The sequence below is a fragment of the Massilia pinisoli genome (assembly GCF_024753285.1).
GTDB classification, from domain to species: domain Bacteria; phylum Pseudomonadota; class Gammaproteobacteria; order Burkholderiales; family Burkholderiaceae_D; genus Telluria; species Telluria pinisoli.
In genome coordinates this window covers 113,299-131,292 of sequence record NZ_JANUGW010000007.1, presented here as the reverse complement: position 1 = coordinate 131,292, position 17,994 = coordinate 113,299, and the positions used below count along the sequence as shown (strand labels likewise).

The following is a 17,994-nucleotide window of genomic DNA, read 5'->3' as shown; positions in this document are numbered from 1 at the left end:
TCACTTCTCCGCCGCGATCCACTTCTCCACCTGCGCCTGCAGGATCGGGAGCGGCAAGGTGCCGTCGCCCAGCACGACGGCGTGGAACTTCGCATAGCTGAACTTCGGCCCCAGTTCCTTCTGCGCCCGCGCGCGCAGCTCGAGGATCTTCAAGGCGCCCGTCTTGTACGCCAGCGCCTGGCCCGGCCACACCATGTAGCGTTCGACCTGGTTGGCGGCGCGCGCCTCGCTGTAGCCGAGGTTGTCCATCATGTACGCGATCGCCCGCTCGCGCGACCAGCCCTGCGCGTGCATCCCGGTGTCGACGACGAGGCGCACGGCGCGCAGCAGTTCGTCGTTCAGGTGGCCGTAGTACGCGGCCGGGTCGTCGTACAGGCCGAATTCGTGGCCCAGCGTCTCGCAGTACAGCGCCCAGCCTTCGCCGTACGCGGCGGCGCTCGGGTGCTCGGTGAAGAACTTGCGGAAGTCCGGCAGCGGCAATTCCTTCAGCAGCGCCGCGTGCAGGTGGTGGCCCGGCACGCCCTCGTGCAGGAACAGCGTCGTCATGCCCACCGTGCTGTAGTCCTTCGGGTCGTTGACGACCGCCCAGAACACGCCCGGATGCGAACCGTCCGCCGCGACGGGCGTGTAATGGTCGGACGCCGTGGCGCGGGTCAGCTCGGGCTCCAGCTGGATGTCGAGCTTCGCCTTCGGCAGCAAGGAAAAATACTGCGGCAGCTTCGCCTCGACGGTCGCGTAGATCGCGCGGTAGCGGTCCAGCACTTCGCGGTCGCTCTTGAACGGCTTGAAGCGCGGCTGGGCGGCGACCCATTGCGGGAAGGTCTTCAGCGGGCCGTCATAGCCCAGCTTCGGCGCCAGCGCCGCCATCTCGTGCTGGATGCGCGCCACTTCGCGCTCGCCCAGCGCGTGGATCTCCGCCGGCGTCTGGTCGAGGTTCGTGTTGTTGCGGATGCGGGCCCGGTACCACGCGGCGCCGTCCGGCAGCGCGCCGTAGCCCGCCGTCGTGCGGCCCGCCGGCAGGTAGTCCTTCTCGAGGTAGGTGTTCAGGCGACCCAGCGCGGCATCGATCTTTTGCGCGGCGTCGCGGTAGCCGGCCGTCAGCGTCTTCTTGTCCTGGTCGGAGAAACCGGCCGGCAGGTTCTTGATCGGCGTGTAGAAAATGCTCGCTTCCGGATCGCTGGCGGCCAGCTGGCGGAACTGCGGCAGCATCGACGCCGTGATGGCCTTCGGCTGCACGACGCCCTTCTTGACGCCTTCCTTCATGTTGGCGATGGCCTGGTCGATCCACGCGGGCAGTTGCTGCAGGCGCGCCAGGTAGGCGCGGTACTGGGCCGGCGTCGCCAGCGGTTGCGAGCCCGTGCCGCTCGCGTAGTTCGCGAGATTGCTCGGCACGTTGTCGAAGTGGTTCAGCGGCAGCAGGTGCTCGGGGAAGCGTTCGAGGTCGAGCTGGGCGCGGATCTCGAACACGAGGATGTCGTAGTTCAGGCGCGCCTTGTCCGACAGGCGCGCGCGGTCGATCTTGCCCAGTTCATTCAGCAGCTTGTGGTTGGCGGCGAAGTAGCGCGCGCGCACTTGCGGCGCTATCGCCATGCCAAGCTGGTCGTCGTAGCGGCTGTCGCCGTTGGCGGTGGCGTACAGCATCGGGTCGAAGCGGGCACGCGCGTCGTAGAAACGGGCGGCGATGCCATCCACCTGGCGCTCGGCAGCGGATGCGGACGGGGTGGCGGGAGTCGTCGCGGCCTGGGCGGACAGGATAGGCGCGCCGGCCGACAACAGGGCCGCGAGGATGGCGGCGTTCAGGGTGCGGTTCATGGGTCTCCTTTGTAAGGTGCACCCGCAAGGATACTACGGGTTGCCCGATCGACCACACCATCGCCGAGCCCCATTTTGGCGCATTTACGCACCGCAATAGTGCTTATGCACGTTTTAGGAGCAACCCATATCGCATGCCCACTAGGAGTGCGCCTTTTCACCAAATTGGAACGTTTATTGCTACGTAGAAGTGCTAATTCGACCAACTTGCACTTTTTTGGAGTAGTAACGCATGGATGCATATAAAAGCGGCGCGGATGCGCTCTTCATCTTGCTCGGCGGGATCATGATCCTGGCGATGCACGCCGGCTTCGCCTTCCTCGAGCTGGGCACGGTGCGCCGCAAGAACCAGGTGAACGCGCTCGTCAAGATCCTGATCGACTTCGCCGTCTCCACCATCGCCTATTTCTTCGTCGGCTATGGCATCGCCTACGGCATCCACTTCATGGGCGCCACGAGCACCCTCGTCGCGAAGAACGGCTACGAACTCGTGAAATTCTTCTTCCTGCTGACGTTCGCCGCCGCGATCCCCGCCATCATCTCCGGTGGCATCGCGGAGCGCGCCAAGTTCCACCCGCAGATGGCCGCGACGGCCCTGCTCGTGGGCCTCGTCTATCCGCTGTTCGAAGGCATCGCCTGGAACAACCGCTTCGGCATCCAGGACTGGCTCGCGGCCGCCTTCGGCGCGGGCTTCCACGACTTCGCCGGCTCCGTCGTCGTGCACGCCGTGGGCGGCTGGGCCGCGCTGCCGGCCGTGCTGCTGCTGGGCGCGCGCCGCGGCCGCTACACGAAGGACGGCCGCATCTCCGCGCACCCGCCGTCGAACATCCCGTTCCTCGCGCTGGGCGCGTGGATCCTCACCGTCGGCTGGTTCGGCTTCAACGTGATGAGCGCGCAGACCCTGGACAAGATGAACGGCCTCGTCGCCGTCAACTCGCTGATGGCCCTCGTGGGCGGCACGCTCGTCGCGTTCGTGATGGGCAAGAACGACCCGGGCTTCGTCTACAACGGCCCGCTGGCCGGCCTCGTCGCCGTGTGCGCGGGCTCCGACCTGATGCACCCGATGGGCGCCCTCGTGACGGGCGCGATCGCCGGCGCCATCTTCGTCGTCATGTTCACCCTGGCGCAGAACCGCTGGAAGATCGACGACGTGCTCGGTGTGTGGCCCCTGCACGGCCTGTGCGGCGCGTGGGGCGGCATCGCCGCGGGCATCTTCGGCAGCCAGGCGCTGGGGGGACTCGGCGGCGTGTCGTTCGCGTCGCAGCTGATCGGCACCGTGCTCGGCATCGTCATCGCGGCCGGCGGCGGCATCATCGTCTACGGCCTGCTGAAGGTCACCGTCGGGCTGCGTCTCGACGCCGAGGAGGAATTCGACGGCGCCGACCTGGCCATCCACCGCATCAGCGCGACGCCGGAACGCGAGACCACGTTCCAGTAAGCGTTTCAGCCGGCGTCAGGTTCCGTGCGCGGCCGCGGGCGCGTCGCCGCGCGCCACCGCGCGCCGGATGGCGTCGGCCAGCGCCGCCGGCTCGACCGGCTTGGCGAGATAGTCCGTGAAGCCGGCCTGCAGCGCCTTGACGCGGTCGTCCTGGCGCGTGAACGCCGTCAGCGCGATGGCGGGAACGCCCGCCGTGGCCGCGCGCCGGCGGATGCGGCGCATCAGTTCGAAGCCGTCGACGTCCGGCATCCCGACGTCGCTGACGATCACGTCCGGCACCTCGCGTTCCAGCAGCGCGAGCGCCGCGCCGGCGCCCGGCGCCGTCATCGTGGCGGCGCCGCTGTACGCGAGGATCTGCTCGAGCACGTCGAGCGTGTCGGGCGCATCGTCGATCACCAGCACCCGCACGCCGGTCAGGTCAGCCAGCTCGGCCGTGTCGCCCGGCGCGGCAGGCACGGGCGCGCGCACGCCCGCCACCGCCGCCACGATCGCCGGCTGGTGCGTCAGCGGCAGGCGCACGGTGAACGTCGTGCCCGTATGGGGGCCGGCGCTGTGCACGGCGATGGTCCCGCCATGCAATTCGACAAGTTGCTTCGCGATCGACAGGCCCAGCCCCAGGCCGCCGTGCTGGCGCGAGATCGATGCGTCCTGCTGGCGGAAGCGGTCGAACACGTACGGCAGGAAGTCGGGCGCGATGCCGATGCCGGAATCGATCACGCGGATCACCGCGTCGCCGCCGTCGCGGCCCAGTTGCACCTGCACGCTGCCGCCCGGCGGCGTGAACTTGACGGCATTCGCCAGCAGATTCCACAACACCTGTTGCAGGCGGCCCGGATCGGCGCGGACTTCGAGCGGCAGCGCGCCCGCATGACGTCCGAGATCGGTGCGCAGGGCGATCGTCTTGGCCGCGGCGGCCGGGTGCACGGTGCCCACGGCCGCCTCCACGATCCGCGCGGGATCGACCGTCTGCACGTCCAGGCGCACGGTGCCGGCGATGATGCGGCTCATGTCGAGCAGGTCGTCGATCAGCTGGCCCTGGGCGCGCGCGTTGCGTTCGATCGTCTCGAGCCCGCGCTTGAACGTGGCCTCGTCCTTCACGCCCCGCTGCAGCATGCCGGCCCAGCCCAGCATGGCATTCAGCGGCGTGCGCAGCTCGTGCGACAAGGTGGCCAGGAATTCGTCCTTCAGCGCGGACAGGCGCTCGGCCTGGTCGCGCGCGATGCGCTCGCGTTCGAGCAGTTGCTGGCGCTCGGCGGCCGTCGCCTGCGACATCGCGAGGATGCGCGCGTTCGCTTCCAGCCGGGCGTCGAACACCGAGGCGATGAGGGCGAGCCCCAGCACGCAGAACGTCGCGAGCACGATCAGCGAGGCGAGGCCGTCGCGCTGCACGCCCTCGCGGGCGGCCATGCAGACGCTGTCGGCCGGGAAGTTCGCGGCCGCCATGCCAGTGTAGTGCATGCCGACGATGGCGAAGCCCATCACGACGGCGGCGCCCACGCGGGGCAGCAAGACGTCCGGCGTGCTGCGGCGCAGGCGGAACGCGATCCATAGCGCCAGCGCCGACGCGCCGACGGCGATCAGCACGGACAGCGCGAACAGCAACGGGTCGTACACGATTCCCGGCTGCATGCGCATGGCGGCCATGCCCGTGTAGTGCATCGCGTTGATGCCGATGCCCATGATCAGCGCGCTCACGCCGAGGCGCACAGGACCGAGGTTCGCGCGGCTGACCTGCCACAGCGCGAGGCCCGACGCGCAGATCGGCAACACGAGCGACACCAGGGTGATGGGAATGTCGAAGGCGATCGGGATCGGCAGGCGGAACGCCAGCATCCCGACGAAATGCATGGCCCAGATGCCGGAGCCCATCGCGATCGCGCCGCCCAGGATCCAGGCGAACCGGGACCGCCCCGCCGCTTCCGTCACGCGGCCGGCGAGGCTCAGTGCCGAATACGACGCGACGATCGCGACGAGAATCGACACCAGGACCAGCGGGGTCTCGTAAAATCCTGTCAACATCGTCGACGTGCTCGGTAGCGGTTGGCGGAAAGCCCACAGTATGCTACCGGCCCGCGCGTTCAGCCAGCGTGGTAACAGGAATTCACACCTTGTTACTTTTGTGCAACAACCGCATCGGGCTCCCGCACGGCGGTGCCGACCACGCGCGCCCGCTCCAGCATCGCGTGCAGCAGCACGTTGCACCCCGCTTCCAGGTGCCCCGGCTGGGCATCCTCGATTTCGTTGTGGCTGATGCCGTCCTTGCACGGCACGAAGATCATGCCGGCCGGCGCCAGCCGCGCGACGTAGATGGCGTCGTGGCCTGCGCCCGACACCACGTCCATCGTCGAATAGCCCAGCTTTTCCGTGGCCGCCCTCACCGCGCCCACGCAATCGGGATGGAACGGGCACGGCGGGTAGTACGACACGCGCTCCAGCACGATGCCCAGGCCCGTCTCGCGCCGCGTGCGCTCGACGAACGCCTCGATCTCGCCATGCATCGTGTTGAGCAGGTCGTCCGTCACGTTGCGCAGGTCGATGCTGAACTTCACCTGGCCGGGGATCACGTTGCGGCTGTTCGGGAACACCTGCACCATGCCCACGGTGCCGCGGCCGTACGGCGGATAGCGGTTCGCGATGGCGACCGTCTCCTGCATGATCGTGGTCGCCACCTGCAACGCGTCGCGGCGCAGGTGCATCGGCGTGGGGCCCGCGTGCGCCTCCATCCCCGTCACCGTGCAGTCGTACCACGACAGGCCCATCACGGCGGGCACGACGCCGATCACCTTGTTCGCATCTTCCAGCACGGGCCCCTGCTCGATGTGCGCCTCGAAATAGGCGCCGATCGGGTGGTCGCCCGGCACTTGCCCCCCCTGGTAGCCGATCCTTTTCAATTCGTCGCCGACGGACTTGCCGTCGACGTCGCGCGCGGCGTATGCCGTCTCCAGGCTGAACGCGCCGCAGAACACGCCGGAGCCCATCATGACGGGCACGAAGCGCGAGCCTTCCTCGTTCGTCCAGAACGCGACTTCGATCGGCGCCTCCGTGCGGATGCCGTGCTCGTTCAGGGTGCGCACGACTTCGAGGCCGGCCAGCACGCCGTAGTTGCCGTCGAACTTGCCGCCCGTCGGCTGGGTGTCGATGTGGCTGCCCGTGACGACCGGTGGCAGCGTGGGATTCGTGCCCTCGCGGCGCATGAACACGTTGCCGATTTTGTCGACGGTGACGGCCAGGCCCTCGGCCTTCGCCCACTGCACGACGAGGTCGCGGCCCTGGCGGTCGAGGTCCGTCAGCGCGAGCCGCTTCACGCCGCCCTTGTCGGTGGCGCCGATTTGGGCCAGTTCCATCAGCGAGTTCCACAGGCGCTTGCCGTTGATGCGCAGGTCGTTCATCTCGTTCTCCGTTCAGGGGGTTGTGCCGAACGCCGGCCGTTCCACATAGCGGCCCGCGCCGCGCTCCGCGCGCAGGTCGCCGTTCGCATACACGAGCTTCCCGGCCGCCACCGTGTGCGTGGGGATGCCGCGCACCGTGCGGCCTTCGAACACGTTGAAGTCGCCCTTCGAATGCTGCGTGGCGGCCGACAGGATGCGCGTGCCGTGCGGGTCCCACACGACGATGTCCGCGTCCGCACCGACGGACACGGAGCCCTTGCGCGGATAGATGTTGAAGATCTGCGCCGCGTTCGTCGACGTGATGCGCACGAATTCGGACGGCGTCAGGCGCCCGGTGTTGACGCCGGCATCCCACACGACAGCCATGCGCTCCTCGACGCCGCCGCAGCCGTTCGGGATGCGGGTGAAATCGTCCGCGCCCATCGCCTTCTGGCCGGCGCAGAACGTGCAGTGGTCCGTCGCCGTCGTGTGCAGGTTACCGCCCTGCAGGCCCTGCCACAGCGCGGTCTGATGATGACTGGAGCGGAACGGTGGACTCATCACGTAGGCGCGCGCGACTTCCGGATCGGGATGGCGGTACACGCTGTCGTCGATGACGAGGTGGCCGGCCAGCGCCTCGCCGTACACGCGCTGGCCGCGCGCGCGGGCACGCGTGATGGCCTCGAGCGATTCGGCGCACGACACGTGCACGATGTAGACGGGCGTGCCCAACACGTTCGCGATGGCGATCGCGCGGTTGGCCGCCTCGGCCTCCACTTCCGGCGGCCGCGACAACGGATGTGCTTCCGGCCCGCGGATGCCCTTCGCCACCAGCTCGCGCTGCAGCTGGTACACGAGTTCCCCGTTCTCCGCGTGCACGGTGGGGATCGCACCCAGTTCCAGCGCGCGGCGGAAGCTTTTCACGAGCGTCTCGTCGTCGGCCATGATCGCGTTCTTGTACGCCATGAAGTGCTTGAAGCTGTTCACGCCGTGGTCCCTGACGAGCGTGCCCATGTCCTCGTGGACCGAGTCGTCCCACCACGTGACGGCGACGTGGAACGTGTAGTCGGCCGCCGCCTTCTCGGCCCAGCCGCGCCATGTATGGAACGCGTCCATCAGGCGCTGCTTCGGATCGGGGATCACGAAGTCGATGATCGTCGTCGTGCCGCCCGCCAGGCCCGCCGCCGTGCCGGTATAAAAATCGTCGGCGGTGACGGTGCCCATGAACGGCAGCTGCATGTGCGTGTGCGGGTCGATCCCGCCCGGCATCACGTACTGGCCGCCCGCATCGACGACGGTCGCATGCGCGGGCAGGTCCAGGTTCTCGCCGACGGCGACGATCTTGCCGCCCTCGGTGAGGACGTCGGCGCGGAACGCGCGGTCCGCATTCACGACAGTACCGCCACGGATCAGGATGCTCATCTCTTCCCCTTGTTTGTCAGTCGAGCGAACGGGCAGGCCGCAGCGCGGGCGCGGCCCTGCCCTTCATCATCACGCCGTACACGAGCGCGGAGATCGCGATCCCCACGAACCACGCATACGTGTACACAGTCTTGAAGCCGGCGCCCACGTCCGGGAACGACGCGGGAAACGCGGCGTTCAGGAAGCCCGGGATGTTCGGCAGCACGCCGGCGACGAAGGCCACGATGGCGACCGGATTCCAGCCGCCGCGGTATCCGTAGATGCCGTCGTCCTTGTACAGCTGGGCGACGTCGAGCTCCGTGCGGCGGATCAGGTAGTAGTCGATGATCAGCACACCCGCGATGGGGCCCAGCAGCGCGGAGTACCCGATCAGCCACGTGAAAATATAGCCCTGCGTGGACTCCAGAATCTTCCACGGCATCATCACGAGCGCGATGCCCGCCGTGATGTAGCCGCCGGTCCGGTACGAGATCAGGCGCGGCGCGAGCGCGGAAAAATCGTACGCGGGGCCGACGAGGTTCGCGGCCAGGTTGACGCTCACGGTGTCGACGAGGAGGACGATCAGCGCGACCAGCACGGCGGCACCCGTCATGCGGCTCGCCAGGTCGACGGGATCCCACAACGCCTTGCCGTACAGGACGACGGTGGCCGACGTGACGATGACGGCCAGTGCGGCGAGGAGGCCCATCGGCACCGGCAGGCCGATGGACTGGCCCAGCACCTGGTCGCGCTGCGTGCGCGCGAAGCGGGTGAAGTCGGGGATGTTCAGCGCGAGCGTCGCCCAGAAGCCGACCATCGCCGTCAGCGACGGCCAGAACGTGGGCCAGAACTGGCCGGCCTTCTTGCCGCCCTCGACGAATTGCGACGGCGCGGCCAACAGGGGACCGAAGCCGCCGGCCTTCTCGTACACCCAGCCGAGCAGCACGAAGCAGATCACGATCTTCAATGGCGCCGTGTACGTCTCCAGCTTGCGGATGGCGTCCATGCCGTGCACGATGAACCAGAACTGGATAGCCCAGAACACGATGAAGCACAGCAGCTGGGCGCCGTTGATGCCGAGGCCGGCGAGCTTCGCGCCGCCGATCTCGTGGCCGGCCAGCACGCCCAGCAACGTGTAGATCATGCTGCCGCCGAACCACGTCTGGATGCCGTACCAGCCGCAGGCGACGATGGCGCGCATCAGCGCCGGCAGCCGCGCCCCGCGCGTGCCGAACGCGGCGCGCGCCAGCACGGCGTACGGGATGCCGTATTTCGTGCCCGCGTGGCCGATCAGGAGCATCGGCAGCAGCACGATGGCGTTCGCGAGGAACACGGTGAACACGGCCTGGTACGCGGACATGCCGCCTTCGATCAGGCTGGCCGACAGCGTGTACGCGGGGATGCACATCACCATGCCGACCCACAGCGCGGCGAAGTGATACCAGCGCCACGTGCGCTGCGCGGCGCTCGTCGGCGCCAGGTCTTCGTTCCACAGGTCCTGGTTCGTTGCGGGGTCTGGGCTCATCGGGGCGGTCTCCATCGGTTGCGGTGGATGTTCATGTTGTCGTTGGACGCGTGGACGGGAGACCCGTCCACCCGTTCAACCAGCAAAAGCGATGCCAACGACACGGAACGGCGTCATCGAATCACGCCTCGTCCAATATTACGCCCTCCGCCCGCGGATTCCGCGGGTCCTGCGTCCAGTTCATGTACGGCTTGCCCGTCTGCTGCGGCACCATCGTGATGCAGCCCTCGACCGGACAGGTGATCTCGCACAGGTTGCACCCGACGCACTCCGGCTCGATCACCTCGTACTTGCGCGCATTGCCATCGACGAGCCGCGCGATCGCCTGGTGCGACGTATCCTCGCACGCCACGTGGCAGCGGCCGCACTGGATGCACTTGTCCTGGTCGATGTGCGCAATGACCTGGTAATTCATGTCCAGGTATTTCCAGTCCGTCGTGTTCGGCACCGCCATGCGCGAGAACGCGGCGATGTTCTCGTAGCCTTTGGAATCCATCCAGCGCGACAGCCCGTCCTTCATCTCCTCGACGATCCGGAAGCCGTGCAGCATCGCGGCGGTGCACACCTGCACCGATCCGGCGCCCAGCGCGATGAACTCGGCCGCGTCGCGCCAGTTGCCGATGCCGCCGATGCCGGAGATCGGCAAGCCTTTCGTGACGGGATCGCGCGCGATCTCGGCCACCATGTTCAGCGCGATGGGTTTCACCGCCGTGCCGCAATACCCGCCGTGCGTGCTGGCGTTGCCGACGGCGGGGAACGCCACCATGCGGTCCAGGTCCAGGTGCGTGATCGAATTGATGGTGTTGATCAGCGAGACCGCATCCGCCCCGCCCGCGAGCGCCGCCCGCGCAGGCGCCCGCACGTCCGTGATGTTCGGGGTGAGCTTCACGATGACCGGGAGCCGCGTGTACATCTTGCACCAGCGCGTGACCTGCTCGATCAGGTCCGGCTGCTGGCCCACCGCGGCGCCCATCCCGCGCTCCGGCATGCCGTGCGGGCAGCCGAAATTCAGTTCGATGCCATCGGCGCCCGTCGCCTCGACGAGCGGCAAAATCTCGCGCCACGGGGCTTCCTCGCACGGCAGCATCATCGACACGACGAGCGCCCGGTCCGGCCACGCCTTCTTGACGGCGGTGATCTCGCGCAGGTTGATTTCCAGGCTCCTGTCCGTGATCAGTTCGATGTTGTTGAAGCCGATGACCTCGCGGTTCTTGCCGTGCAGCGCGGAATAACGCGACGACACGTTGACGGCGGGCGGGTCTTCGCCGAGCGTCTTCCACACGACGCCGCCCCATCCCGCCTCGAAGGCGCGGATGACGTTATAGGCCTTGTCGGTCGGCGGTGCGGACGCCAGCCAGAAAGGGTTCGGCGACTTGATGCCGCAAAAATCGATGCTCAGGTCGGCCATCATGCCTCCGTTTTGGAAAGGATGTCGTCATGGATCGCCAGCGCGGCCAGCTTGCCGTGCTGGACAGCCTGCACCGTCAGGTCCTGCCCCGGCGCCACGCAGTCGCCGCCCGCGTACACGCCCGGCAGCTTGGTGCGGAAGCGGGCGTCCACATGGATCTTGTCCCCCGCGCGTTCCAGCTCGCGCGCGAGCGGGTCGGACAGCGCATCGTTGTCCATGTGCTGGCCGATCGCCTTGAACACGGCATCTGCCGCGATGTCGATGAAGGTGCCGGTGCCGGCAAGGCGGCCGTCTTCCAGCCGCGTCTCCTCGAAGCGCATGCCGCGCACACGGCCTCCATCGTCCAGCAGCACTTCATGCGGTGCGGCCCACGTGCGGATGCGCACGCCGTTCATTTTCGCGATCTCGATCTCGTGACCGGTCGCGCTCATCGCGTCGACGCCGCGGCGGTACACGAGCGTCACCTCTTCCGCGCCGAGGCGCCCGATCTGCACGGCCATGTCGACTGCGGTATTGCCGGCCCCAATCACGACGGCCCGTTGCGGCACGGGCAGCGCCGCGAGGTCTTGCGCCTGGCGCAGCGTGGCGATGTAGTCGACGGCGGCCATCAGCCCCGGCGCATCCTCGCCCGTGAGACCGAGGCGGCGGCTGGCGCCGAGGCCCAGGCCGAGGAACACGGCGTCGTAGCGCGTGTGCAGGTCTTGCAAATGCAGGTTGCTGCCGAGGGTGCGGCCATGCTGGATCTCGATGCCGCCGATAGCCATCAGGAAGTCGACCTCCTGCTGGGCGAAGTCGCCGGGCAGTTTATATTTCGCGATGCCGTATTCGTTGAGGCCCCCGGCCTTCTCGCGTGCCTCGAACACGACGACGTCGTGACCCAGCATTGCCAGCCGGTGCGCGCACGACAGCCCGGCAGGGCCGGCGCCCACGACGGCGATCGTCTTGCCTGTCGCCGGACCGCGCTGGAACGGGTGGTGCGTAAAGTGTGCGTTGTCGATGGCGTGGCGCTGCAGCAGGCCGATTTTCACGGGCTGGCCTTCCGCATCGTGATTGCGCACGCAGGCGTCCTCGCACAGGATCTCCGTCGGACAGACGCGGGAGCAGGCGCCGCCGAAGATGTTCTGCTTGAGGATGTTGACGGCCGCGCCCTCCACGTTACCGTCGTGGATGTTGCGGATGAAGCTCGCGACGTCGATGCCCGTCGGGCACGCGCGCGTGCACGGGGCGTCGTAGCAGTACAGGCAGCGCGCGCTCTCGATGGCGGCCTGGCGCGCCGTCAGCGCCGGCGCGAGGTCCGTGAAGTGCTCGGACAACGCGTCGTGCGTGCCGGCCGCGTGCGGCAGGTGATGGAGTGACTCGATCATTTGGCATCCCTTCTTTATTCGTCGTCGGTCATTCGGGCGTGGCTCGGCGCTACTTCATCTGCGGGAACGCGAACTCGGCCCCGCTGCTCGCCGTGTTCGGCCACCGCTGCATGACCGCCTTGTGCCGCGTGTAAAACCGCACGCCTTCCGGCCCGTACGCGTGGTGGTCGCCGAACAGGCTTTTCTTCCAGCCACCGAAGCTGCTGAACGCCATCGGCACGGGCAGCGGCACGTTCACGCCGACCATCCCCACCTGGACCTGGCGCACGAATTCGCGCGCGACGCCGCCGTCGCGCGTGAACACGGCGACGCCGTTGCCGTACTCGTTGCGGTTGATGAGTACCAAAGCGCTTCCGACGTCCGGCTGGCGCACGACGCACAGCACGGGCCCGAAGATCTCTTCGCGGTAAATCGACATCGACGGCTGCACGTGGTCGAACAAGGTGCCCCCGACGAAGAAGCCGTTGTCGCGACCGGGCACCTTGAAGCCGCGGCCGTCGACGACGAGCGTCGCACCCTGCTCCACGCCTTCGCCGATCAGCTTCTCGATGCGCTGCTTGGCTGCCTGGGTCACCACCGGCCCCATCTCGGCGCCGTCCGCCATGCCGTCCGCGATCTTCAAGGCGCGCGTGCGTTCGGCCAGCCGCGCGACGAGTGCATCGCCCGCGTCACCGACGGCGACGGCCACCGAGATCGCCATGCAGCGCTCGCCGGCCGAGCCGTACGCGGCGCCGATCAACGCGTCGACGGCCATGTCCATGTCGGCGTCCGGCATCACGACCATGTGGTTCTTCGCGCCGCCCAGCGCCTGCACGCGCTTGCCGGCTGCCGAGCCGCGCGCATAGATGTATTCGGCGATCGGCGTGGAGCCGACGAAGCTGACGGCCTGGATGTCCGGATGGTCGAGCAGAGCGTCGACGGCGGCCTTGTCGCCCTGCACGACGTTGAACACGCCGTCCGGCAAGCCCGCTTCCTTCAGCAGCTTCGCATGCAGCAGCGACGCCGACGGATCGCGCTCGGACGGCTTCAGCACGAACGTGTTGCCGCATGCGATGGCGACGGGGAACATCCACATCGGCACCATCACGGGGAAGTTGAACGGCGTGATGCCCGCGACGACGCCGAGCGGCTGCCGCATCGACCACGCGTCGATGCCGCGCGCGATCTGGTCCGAGAACTCGCCCTTCAGCAGCTGGGGGATGCCGACGGCGAATTCGACGACTTCGATGCCGCGTGCGACCTCGCCTTTCGCATCGGCGAACGTCTTGCCGTGTTCGCGCACGACCATCGCCGCGAATTCGTCCGTGTGTCGCTGGCACAGTTGCAGGTAGTTGAACAGCACGCGGGCGCGCGCCAGCGGCGGCGTCGCGGCCCAGGCGGGAAACGCGGCGCTCGCGGCGGCGACGGCCGCGTTCACGTCGTCGCCACTTGCCAGCGCCACGCGCGCGCAGGGCTCGCCCAGCGCCGGATTGTAGACGTCGGCGTAGCGTCCGCCGCTGCCGTCCTGCGCGCTGCCGTTAATAAAATGGTGGATCGTTTCCATGGTCGCTTTCAGTCGAGGTTCTTGAGGACGGTGGCCAGCTTGCCGAACAATTCGTCGATGTGCTTCTTCTCCAGCACGAGCGGCGGCGACAAGGCGATGATGTCGCCCGTCGTGCGGATCAGGATGCCGTCGGCAAAGGCTTGCTTGAACGCGGCGAACGCGCGCGCGCCCACCTTGCCAGGGATGCTCGCCAGCTCGATGCCGGCGACGAGGCCGATGGTGCGGATGTCGATCACGTGCGGCAGGCCGCGCAGGCTGTGCACGGCGTCTTCCCAGTACGGCTGCACCTCGCGCGCGTGGTCGAGGATGCCCTGCTCCTGGAACACCTCGAGCGTGGCCAGCGACGCGGCGCACGCGAGCGGGTGGCCCGAATACGTGTAGCCGTGGAACAGCTCGATGCCGGCCGGCGCGTCCATGAACGCGTCGTGGATGAATTTTTTCGAGAACACGGCGCCCATCGGCACGGTGCCGTTCGTGAGGCCTTTCGCCGTCGTCATCATGTCGGGCTCGACGTCGAAATAGTCGACGGCGAACGGCGTCGTCAGGCGGCCGAAGCCCGTGATCACTTCGTCGAAGATCAGCAGGATGCCGTGCTTCGTGCACAGCTCGCGCAAGCGCTTCAGATAGCCCTTCGGCGGGATCAGCACGCCCGTCGATCCGGCCACGGGTTCGACGATGACGGCGGCGATCGTGGACGGGTCGTGCAGCGCGACGATGCGTTCCAGTTCGTCCGCCAGCTCGGCGCCGTGTTCCGGCTCGCCGCGCGAGTACGCGTTCTTCGCGAGGTTGTGCGTGTGCGGCAGGTGGTCGACGCCCGGCAGCAGCGGGCCGAACGCCTTGCGGTTCGGGCCGATGCCGCCGACGGACAGGCCGCCGAAGCCGACGCCGTGGTAGCCGCGCTCGCGCCCGATCAGCCGCGTGCGGCCCGCGTCGCCGCGCGCCTTGTGGTAAGCAAGCGCCATTTTCAGGGCGGTGTCGACGCTTTCCGAGCCGGAGTTCGTGTAGAAGACGTGGCCGAATTTGTGGTTCGTGTAGTCCATCAGGCGTTCGGCCAGATCGAACGCGGCCGGGTGGCCCATCTGGAACGTGGGCGCGAAGTCGAGCTGCCCCACCATCTCGCGCACGGCGGCGACGATCTTCGGCTGCGCATGGCCGCACGGGACGCACCACAGGCCCGCGGTGCCGTCCAGCACGGCGTTGCCGTCGACGTCCTTGTAATACATCCCTTCGGCCGAGACGAGCAGGCGCGGATGCGCCTTGAAGTCGCGGTTGTTCGTGAATGGCATCCAGAAGGACGACATCGATTCGGGTCTAGACTCGTTCATGCGACTCCCCTTTTTGAATTCAACGGCCAGTCGGCCCCGCAAAATTTACCAACTGGCAAAAACAATGATGCAATAATAGACAGCAGGACAACAGTGGCACATATACACAATCTGCAAAAACGCCCAACCGTACTGGTAGCATAGCCTGTACAGTTGCCGGCGTCGCGCCGGTGGAATCGCAATGGAGACAATGGACAAGAACGACAGTGGCGCATGGCCCGTGCTGGCGATCGATCGCCAGCGCCGGGGCAGCCTGGTCGACCAGATCGTCGCAGCCATCGCCGAGATGGTCAATCGGCGCACCCTGCCGGCCGGGACGAAGATGCCGTCCGTTCGACAATTCGCAAAAGTGAACGGCGTGTCCACGTTCACCGTCGTCGAATCGTACGACCGCCTGCTGCACCTGGGCCTGTTGTCGTCGCGGCGCGGCTCGGGCTTCTTCGTCGCGCGCGGCGAGGCCCCGGCGCAACCGGCCGCCCTGCCCGTCTCCGCCAATGTCGTCGACACGCTGACGCCCGACCTGTATTCCGGCCAGTCCGATGCGCTCCCGGTCGGTGCCGGCTGGCTGCCGCCCGAGTGGTATGGCGAATCGACGATCCTCGACGCCGTGCGCCACGCGATGAAGATCCCCGCCGGCCGCCTGCGCGGCTACGGCCACCCGCTCGGCTTTCCCAGCCTGCGCCAGCATCTCGCGGCCACGTTGTCGGCCGATCTGTTCGCCGTGGAGCCCGAGCAGATGCTGCTCACGCACGGTGCCACGCACGCGTTCGACCTCGTGCTGCGCACGCTCACGCGGCCGGGCGACGTCGTGTTCGTCGAGGACCCCGGCTACAGCAATCTGCTCGCGCTCGTGCGGCACCACGGATGCATCCCCGTCGGCATCCCGCGCGGCGCGCAAGGCCTCGACATGGACGTGCTCGCGCGGGAGGCGCAGGCGCGCCAGCCCAAGCTCATGTTCGTCAACACGGTGCTGCAGAATCCCCTCGGCACGTCGCTGTCGCAGGCGCAGGCGCACCGGCTGCTGGCGCTGTCCGAGCAATTCGATTTCTGGCTCGTCGAAGACGACATCTACCGCGAACTGGCCGCACGCGGCGACTCGTCGCTGGCCGCGATGGACGGGCTGCGCCGCGTGATCCGCATCGGCAGCTTTTCCAAGACCCTGTCGCCCGTGCTGCGCGTGGGCTCCATCTGCGCATCCGGGTCCCTGATGCCGGAACTGGTGCGCGTGAAAATGGTGACGGGCCTGACGACGTCGGAAGTGAACGAGCGCGCCGTGTACGAGGCCGTCAGCAGCCGCGCCTACCGCAAGCAGGTCGAACGCCTCGTGCTGCAGCTGGACGGCGCGCGCGAACTGGCGCTCGAACGCCTGGGCGACGCGGGCCTCGTGCCGCTGGCGCGACCGCGCGGCGGCATGTTCGTCAGCGCCGGCTGGCCCGAGCCTGGCCGCAACGGCCGCGCCATCGCCGAGCGCGCGCTGCGGGCCGGCATCCTGCTCGCGCCCGGAGAATTCTTTGCGCTGCAGCCGCCCGCGACCGCGTGGTTCCGCTTCAACGTCGCCTATGCCTACGAGCCCGCGCTGCTCGACTTCCTGCGTTCGATCCAAGGAGATATGCCATGACCACCGCCACCGTCAAGCGCCGCGCCGTCAACCGCGACAAGGTCGAAGCCGCGATCCTGGGCGAGGCCGTGCGCCAGTTCGCCGAATGCGGCTACGAAGGCACGTCGATCGCCACGGTCGCCGAGCGCGCGGGCCTGTCGAAGCAGAACCTGATGTACTACTTCCCGACCAAGCAGGCCTTGTACGAACGGGTGCTCGACAACGTGCTGGACGACTGGCTCGCGCGCATGGCGAGCCTGTCCGACCCGACGCAGGAGCCGGGCGACGTCCTGCGGGGCTATGTGCGCGCGAAGCTGAAATTCTCGCGCGAGCAGCCCCTCGCGTCGCGCGTGTACGCGATGGAAGTGATCGGCGGCGCCAAGCTGTACGCGGACCAGATCCGGCGCCGCGTGATCCCGCTGCTGCGCGCCGACATCGCCGTGTTCGAGCGCTGGATCGCGGACGGAAAGATCGCCCCCGTCAATGCCACCCACCTGCTGTTCGCCGTCTGGGCCATGACGCAGTCATACGCCGACTTCGCCGCCCAGATGACGCTCGTGCTCGACCGCGAACAGCTGCTGCCATCCGACTTCGACGACGCCGAGCGCCTGATCACGGGCATGGTGCTCGCCGCCGTCGGCCTGAAGGAGACCCCATGCCAGTCTTGAGCCCCGTCGAATTGTTCACGCCGCGCCTGAAGCTGCGCTGGATGGATGAACGCGATGTCGACGCCCACTTTGCCGTGTTCTCCGACCCCGACGTCACACGTTACTGGAGCAGCGGTCCGTGGACGTCGCTGGAGCAGGCGCGCGAACACATCGCCGCCGCGCAGGCCGCGTACGCGGACGGCAGCGGCATGCGCCTGGGCGCGGAACTGATCGGGACGGGAAAACTGATCGGCAGCGTGAGCTTGCACCGCTTCGTCGACGCGAGCCGGCGCTGCGAGGTGGGCTACGCGCTGGCGCGCGTCCACTGGGGTGGCGGCTACGTCAGCGAAGCGCTGCGTGCGCTGTTGAACTACGGGTTCACCGCCCTCGACCTGAACCGCATCGAGGCCGACGTCGACCCGCGCAACGGAGCGTCGGCGCGGGTGCTGGAAAAGCTGGGATTCCAGCGCGAGGGCTATATGCCGGAGCGCTGGATCGTGCAGGGCGAGCCGGCCGATACGGTGTATTACGGCCTGCTGCGCCGGCACTGGAAAGGCTAGGAAGCG

13 protein-coding genes are annotated in these 17,994 nt (G+C 67.9%); 4 read left to right on the top strand and 9 right to left on the bottom strand.

Annotation, left to right across the window (positions count from 1 at the left end):
• The gene (locus tag NX784_RS11805; protein ID WP_258816857.1) at positions 1-1,812 is read right to left on the bottom strand and encodes a DUF885 domain-containing protein; all 1,812 of its coding nucleotides are present in this window, start codon (positions 1,810-1,812) and stop codon (positions 1-3) included.
• A gap of 232 nt (positions 1,813-2,044) precedes the next feature.
• Between NX784_RS11805 and NX784_RS11800 the strand changes: the two genes are divergently transcribed.
• Positions 2,045-3,250 carry an ammonium transporter gene (locus NX784_RS11800; protein WP_258816856.1) on the top strand — a complete coding sequence of 402 codons (1,206 nt, stop codon included), beginning with the start codon at positions 2,045-2,047 and terminating at the stop codon, positions 3,248-3,250.
• Positions 3,251-3,265: 15 nt separating this feature from the next.
• Here the strand turns inward: NX784_RS11800 and NX784_RS11795 are convergent, their stop codons facing one another.
• From NX784_RS11795 to aptA, 8 genes are all read right to left on the bottom strand, one after another.
• Positions 3,266-5,269 carry an MHYT domain-containing protein gene (locus tag NX784_RS11795; protein WP_258816855.1) on the bottom strand — a complete coding sequence of 668 codons (2,004 nt, stop codon included), beginning with the start codon at positions 5,267-5,269 and terminating at the stop codon, positions 3,266-3,268.
• Positions 5,270-5,361: 92 nt separating this feature from the next.
• Entirely contained in the window at positions 5,362-6,639 is a 1,278-nt protein-coding gene (locus tag NX784_RS11790; RefSeq protein ID WP_258816854.1) for a Zn-dependent hydrolase, read from the bottom strand.
• A gap of 12 nt (positions 6,640-6,651) precedes the next feature.
• Positions 6,652-8,040: a dihydropyrimidinase gene (gene hydA, locus NX784_RS11785; protein ID WP_258816853.1), complete on the bottom strand. Its 1,389-nt coding sequence runs from the start codon at positions 8,038-8,040 to the stop codon at positions 6,652-6,654.
• 16 nt (positions 8,041-8,056) lie between these two features.
• Positions 8,057-9,544, bottom strand: a complete 1,488-nt coding sequence (locus NX784_RS11780) for an NCS1 family nucleobase:cation symporter-1 (protein ID WP_258816852.1) — start codon at positions 9,542-9,544, stop codon at positions 8,057-8,059.
• Between the two features lie 121 nt (positions 9,545-9,665).
• Positions 9,666-10,952, bottom strand: coding sequence for an NAD-dependent dihydropyrimidine dehydrogenase subunit PreA (preA, locus tag NX784_RS11775; RefSeq protein WP_258816851.1), 1,287 nt, complete (start codon positions 10,950-10,952; stop codon positions 9,666-9,668).
• Positions 10,952-12,316 (bottom strand): NAD(P)-dependent oxidoreductase, encoded by a 1,365-nt coding sequence (locus NX784_RS11770; protein WP_258816850.1) that lies wholly within the window; start codon positions 12,314-12,316, stop codon positions 10,952-10,954. Before NX784_RS11770 ends, preA begins: the two co-directional genes overlap by 1 nt.
• Before the next feature lie 49 nt (positions 12,317-12,365).
• A complete protein-coding gene (locus NX784_RS11765; RefSeq protein ID WP_258816849.1) occupies positions 12,366-13,859 on the bottom strand; it encodes a CoA-acylating methylmalonate-semialdehyde dehydrogenase in 1,494 nt (497 codons plus the stop codon).
• An 8-nt stretch (positions 13,860-13,867) separates the two neighbouring features.
• A complete protein-coding gene (gene aptA, locus NX784_RS11760; RefSeq protein ID WP_258816848.1) occupies positions 13,868-15,184 on the bottom strand; it encodes an omega-aminotransferase AptA in 1,317 nt (438 codons plus the stop codon).
• 190 nt (positions 15,185-15,374) lie between these two features.
• Here aptA and NX784_RS11755 point away from each other — a divergent pair, with 190 nt between their 5' ends.
• Genes NX784_RS11755 through NX784_RS11745 form a run of 3 tightly spaced genes read left to right on the top strand, consistent with a single transcriptional unit; the run spans position 15,375 to position 17,988 of the window.
• Complete coding sequence (locus tag NX784_RS11755; protein WP_258816847.1) at positions 15,375-16,802, top strand: aminotransferase-like domain-containing protein; 1,428 nt, start codon at positions 15,375-15,377, stop codon at positions 16,800-16,802.
• Positions 16,799-17,449 (top strand): TetR/AcrR family transcriptional regulator, encoded by a 651-nt coding sequence (locus tag NX784_RS11750; protein WP_258816846.1) that lies wholly within the window; start codon positions 16,799-16,801, stop codon positions 17,447-17,449. Before NX784_RS11755 ends, NX784_RS11750 begins: the two co-directional genes overlap by 4 nt.
• The gene (locus NX784_RS11745; protein WP_258816845.1) at positions 17,437-17,988 is read left to right on the top strand and encodes a GNAT family N-acetyltransferase; all 552 of its coding nucleotides are present in this window, start codon (positions 17,437-17,439) and stop codon (positions 17,986-17,988) included. The genes NX784_RS11750 and NX784_RS11745 overlap by 13 nt, the downstream gene beginning before the upstream one ends.
• Positions 17,989-17,994 lie beyond the last annotated feature (6 nt).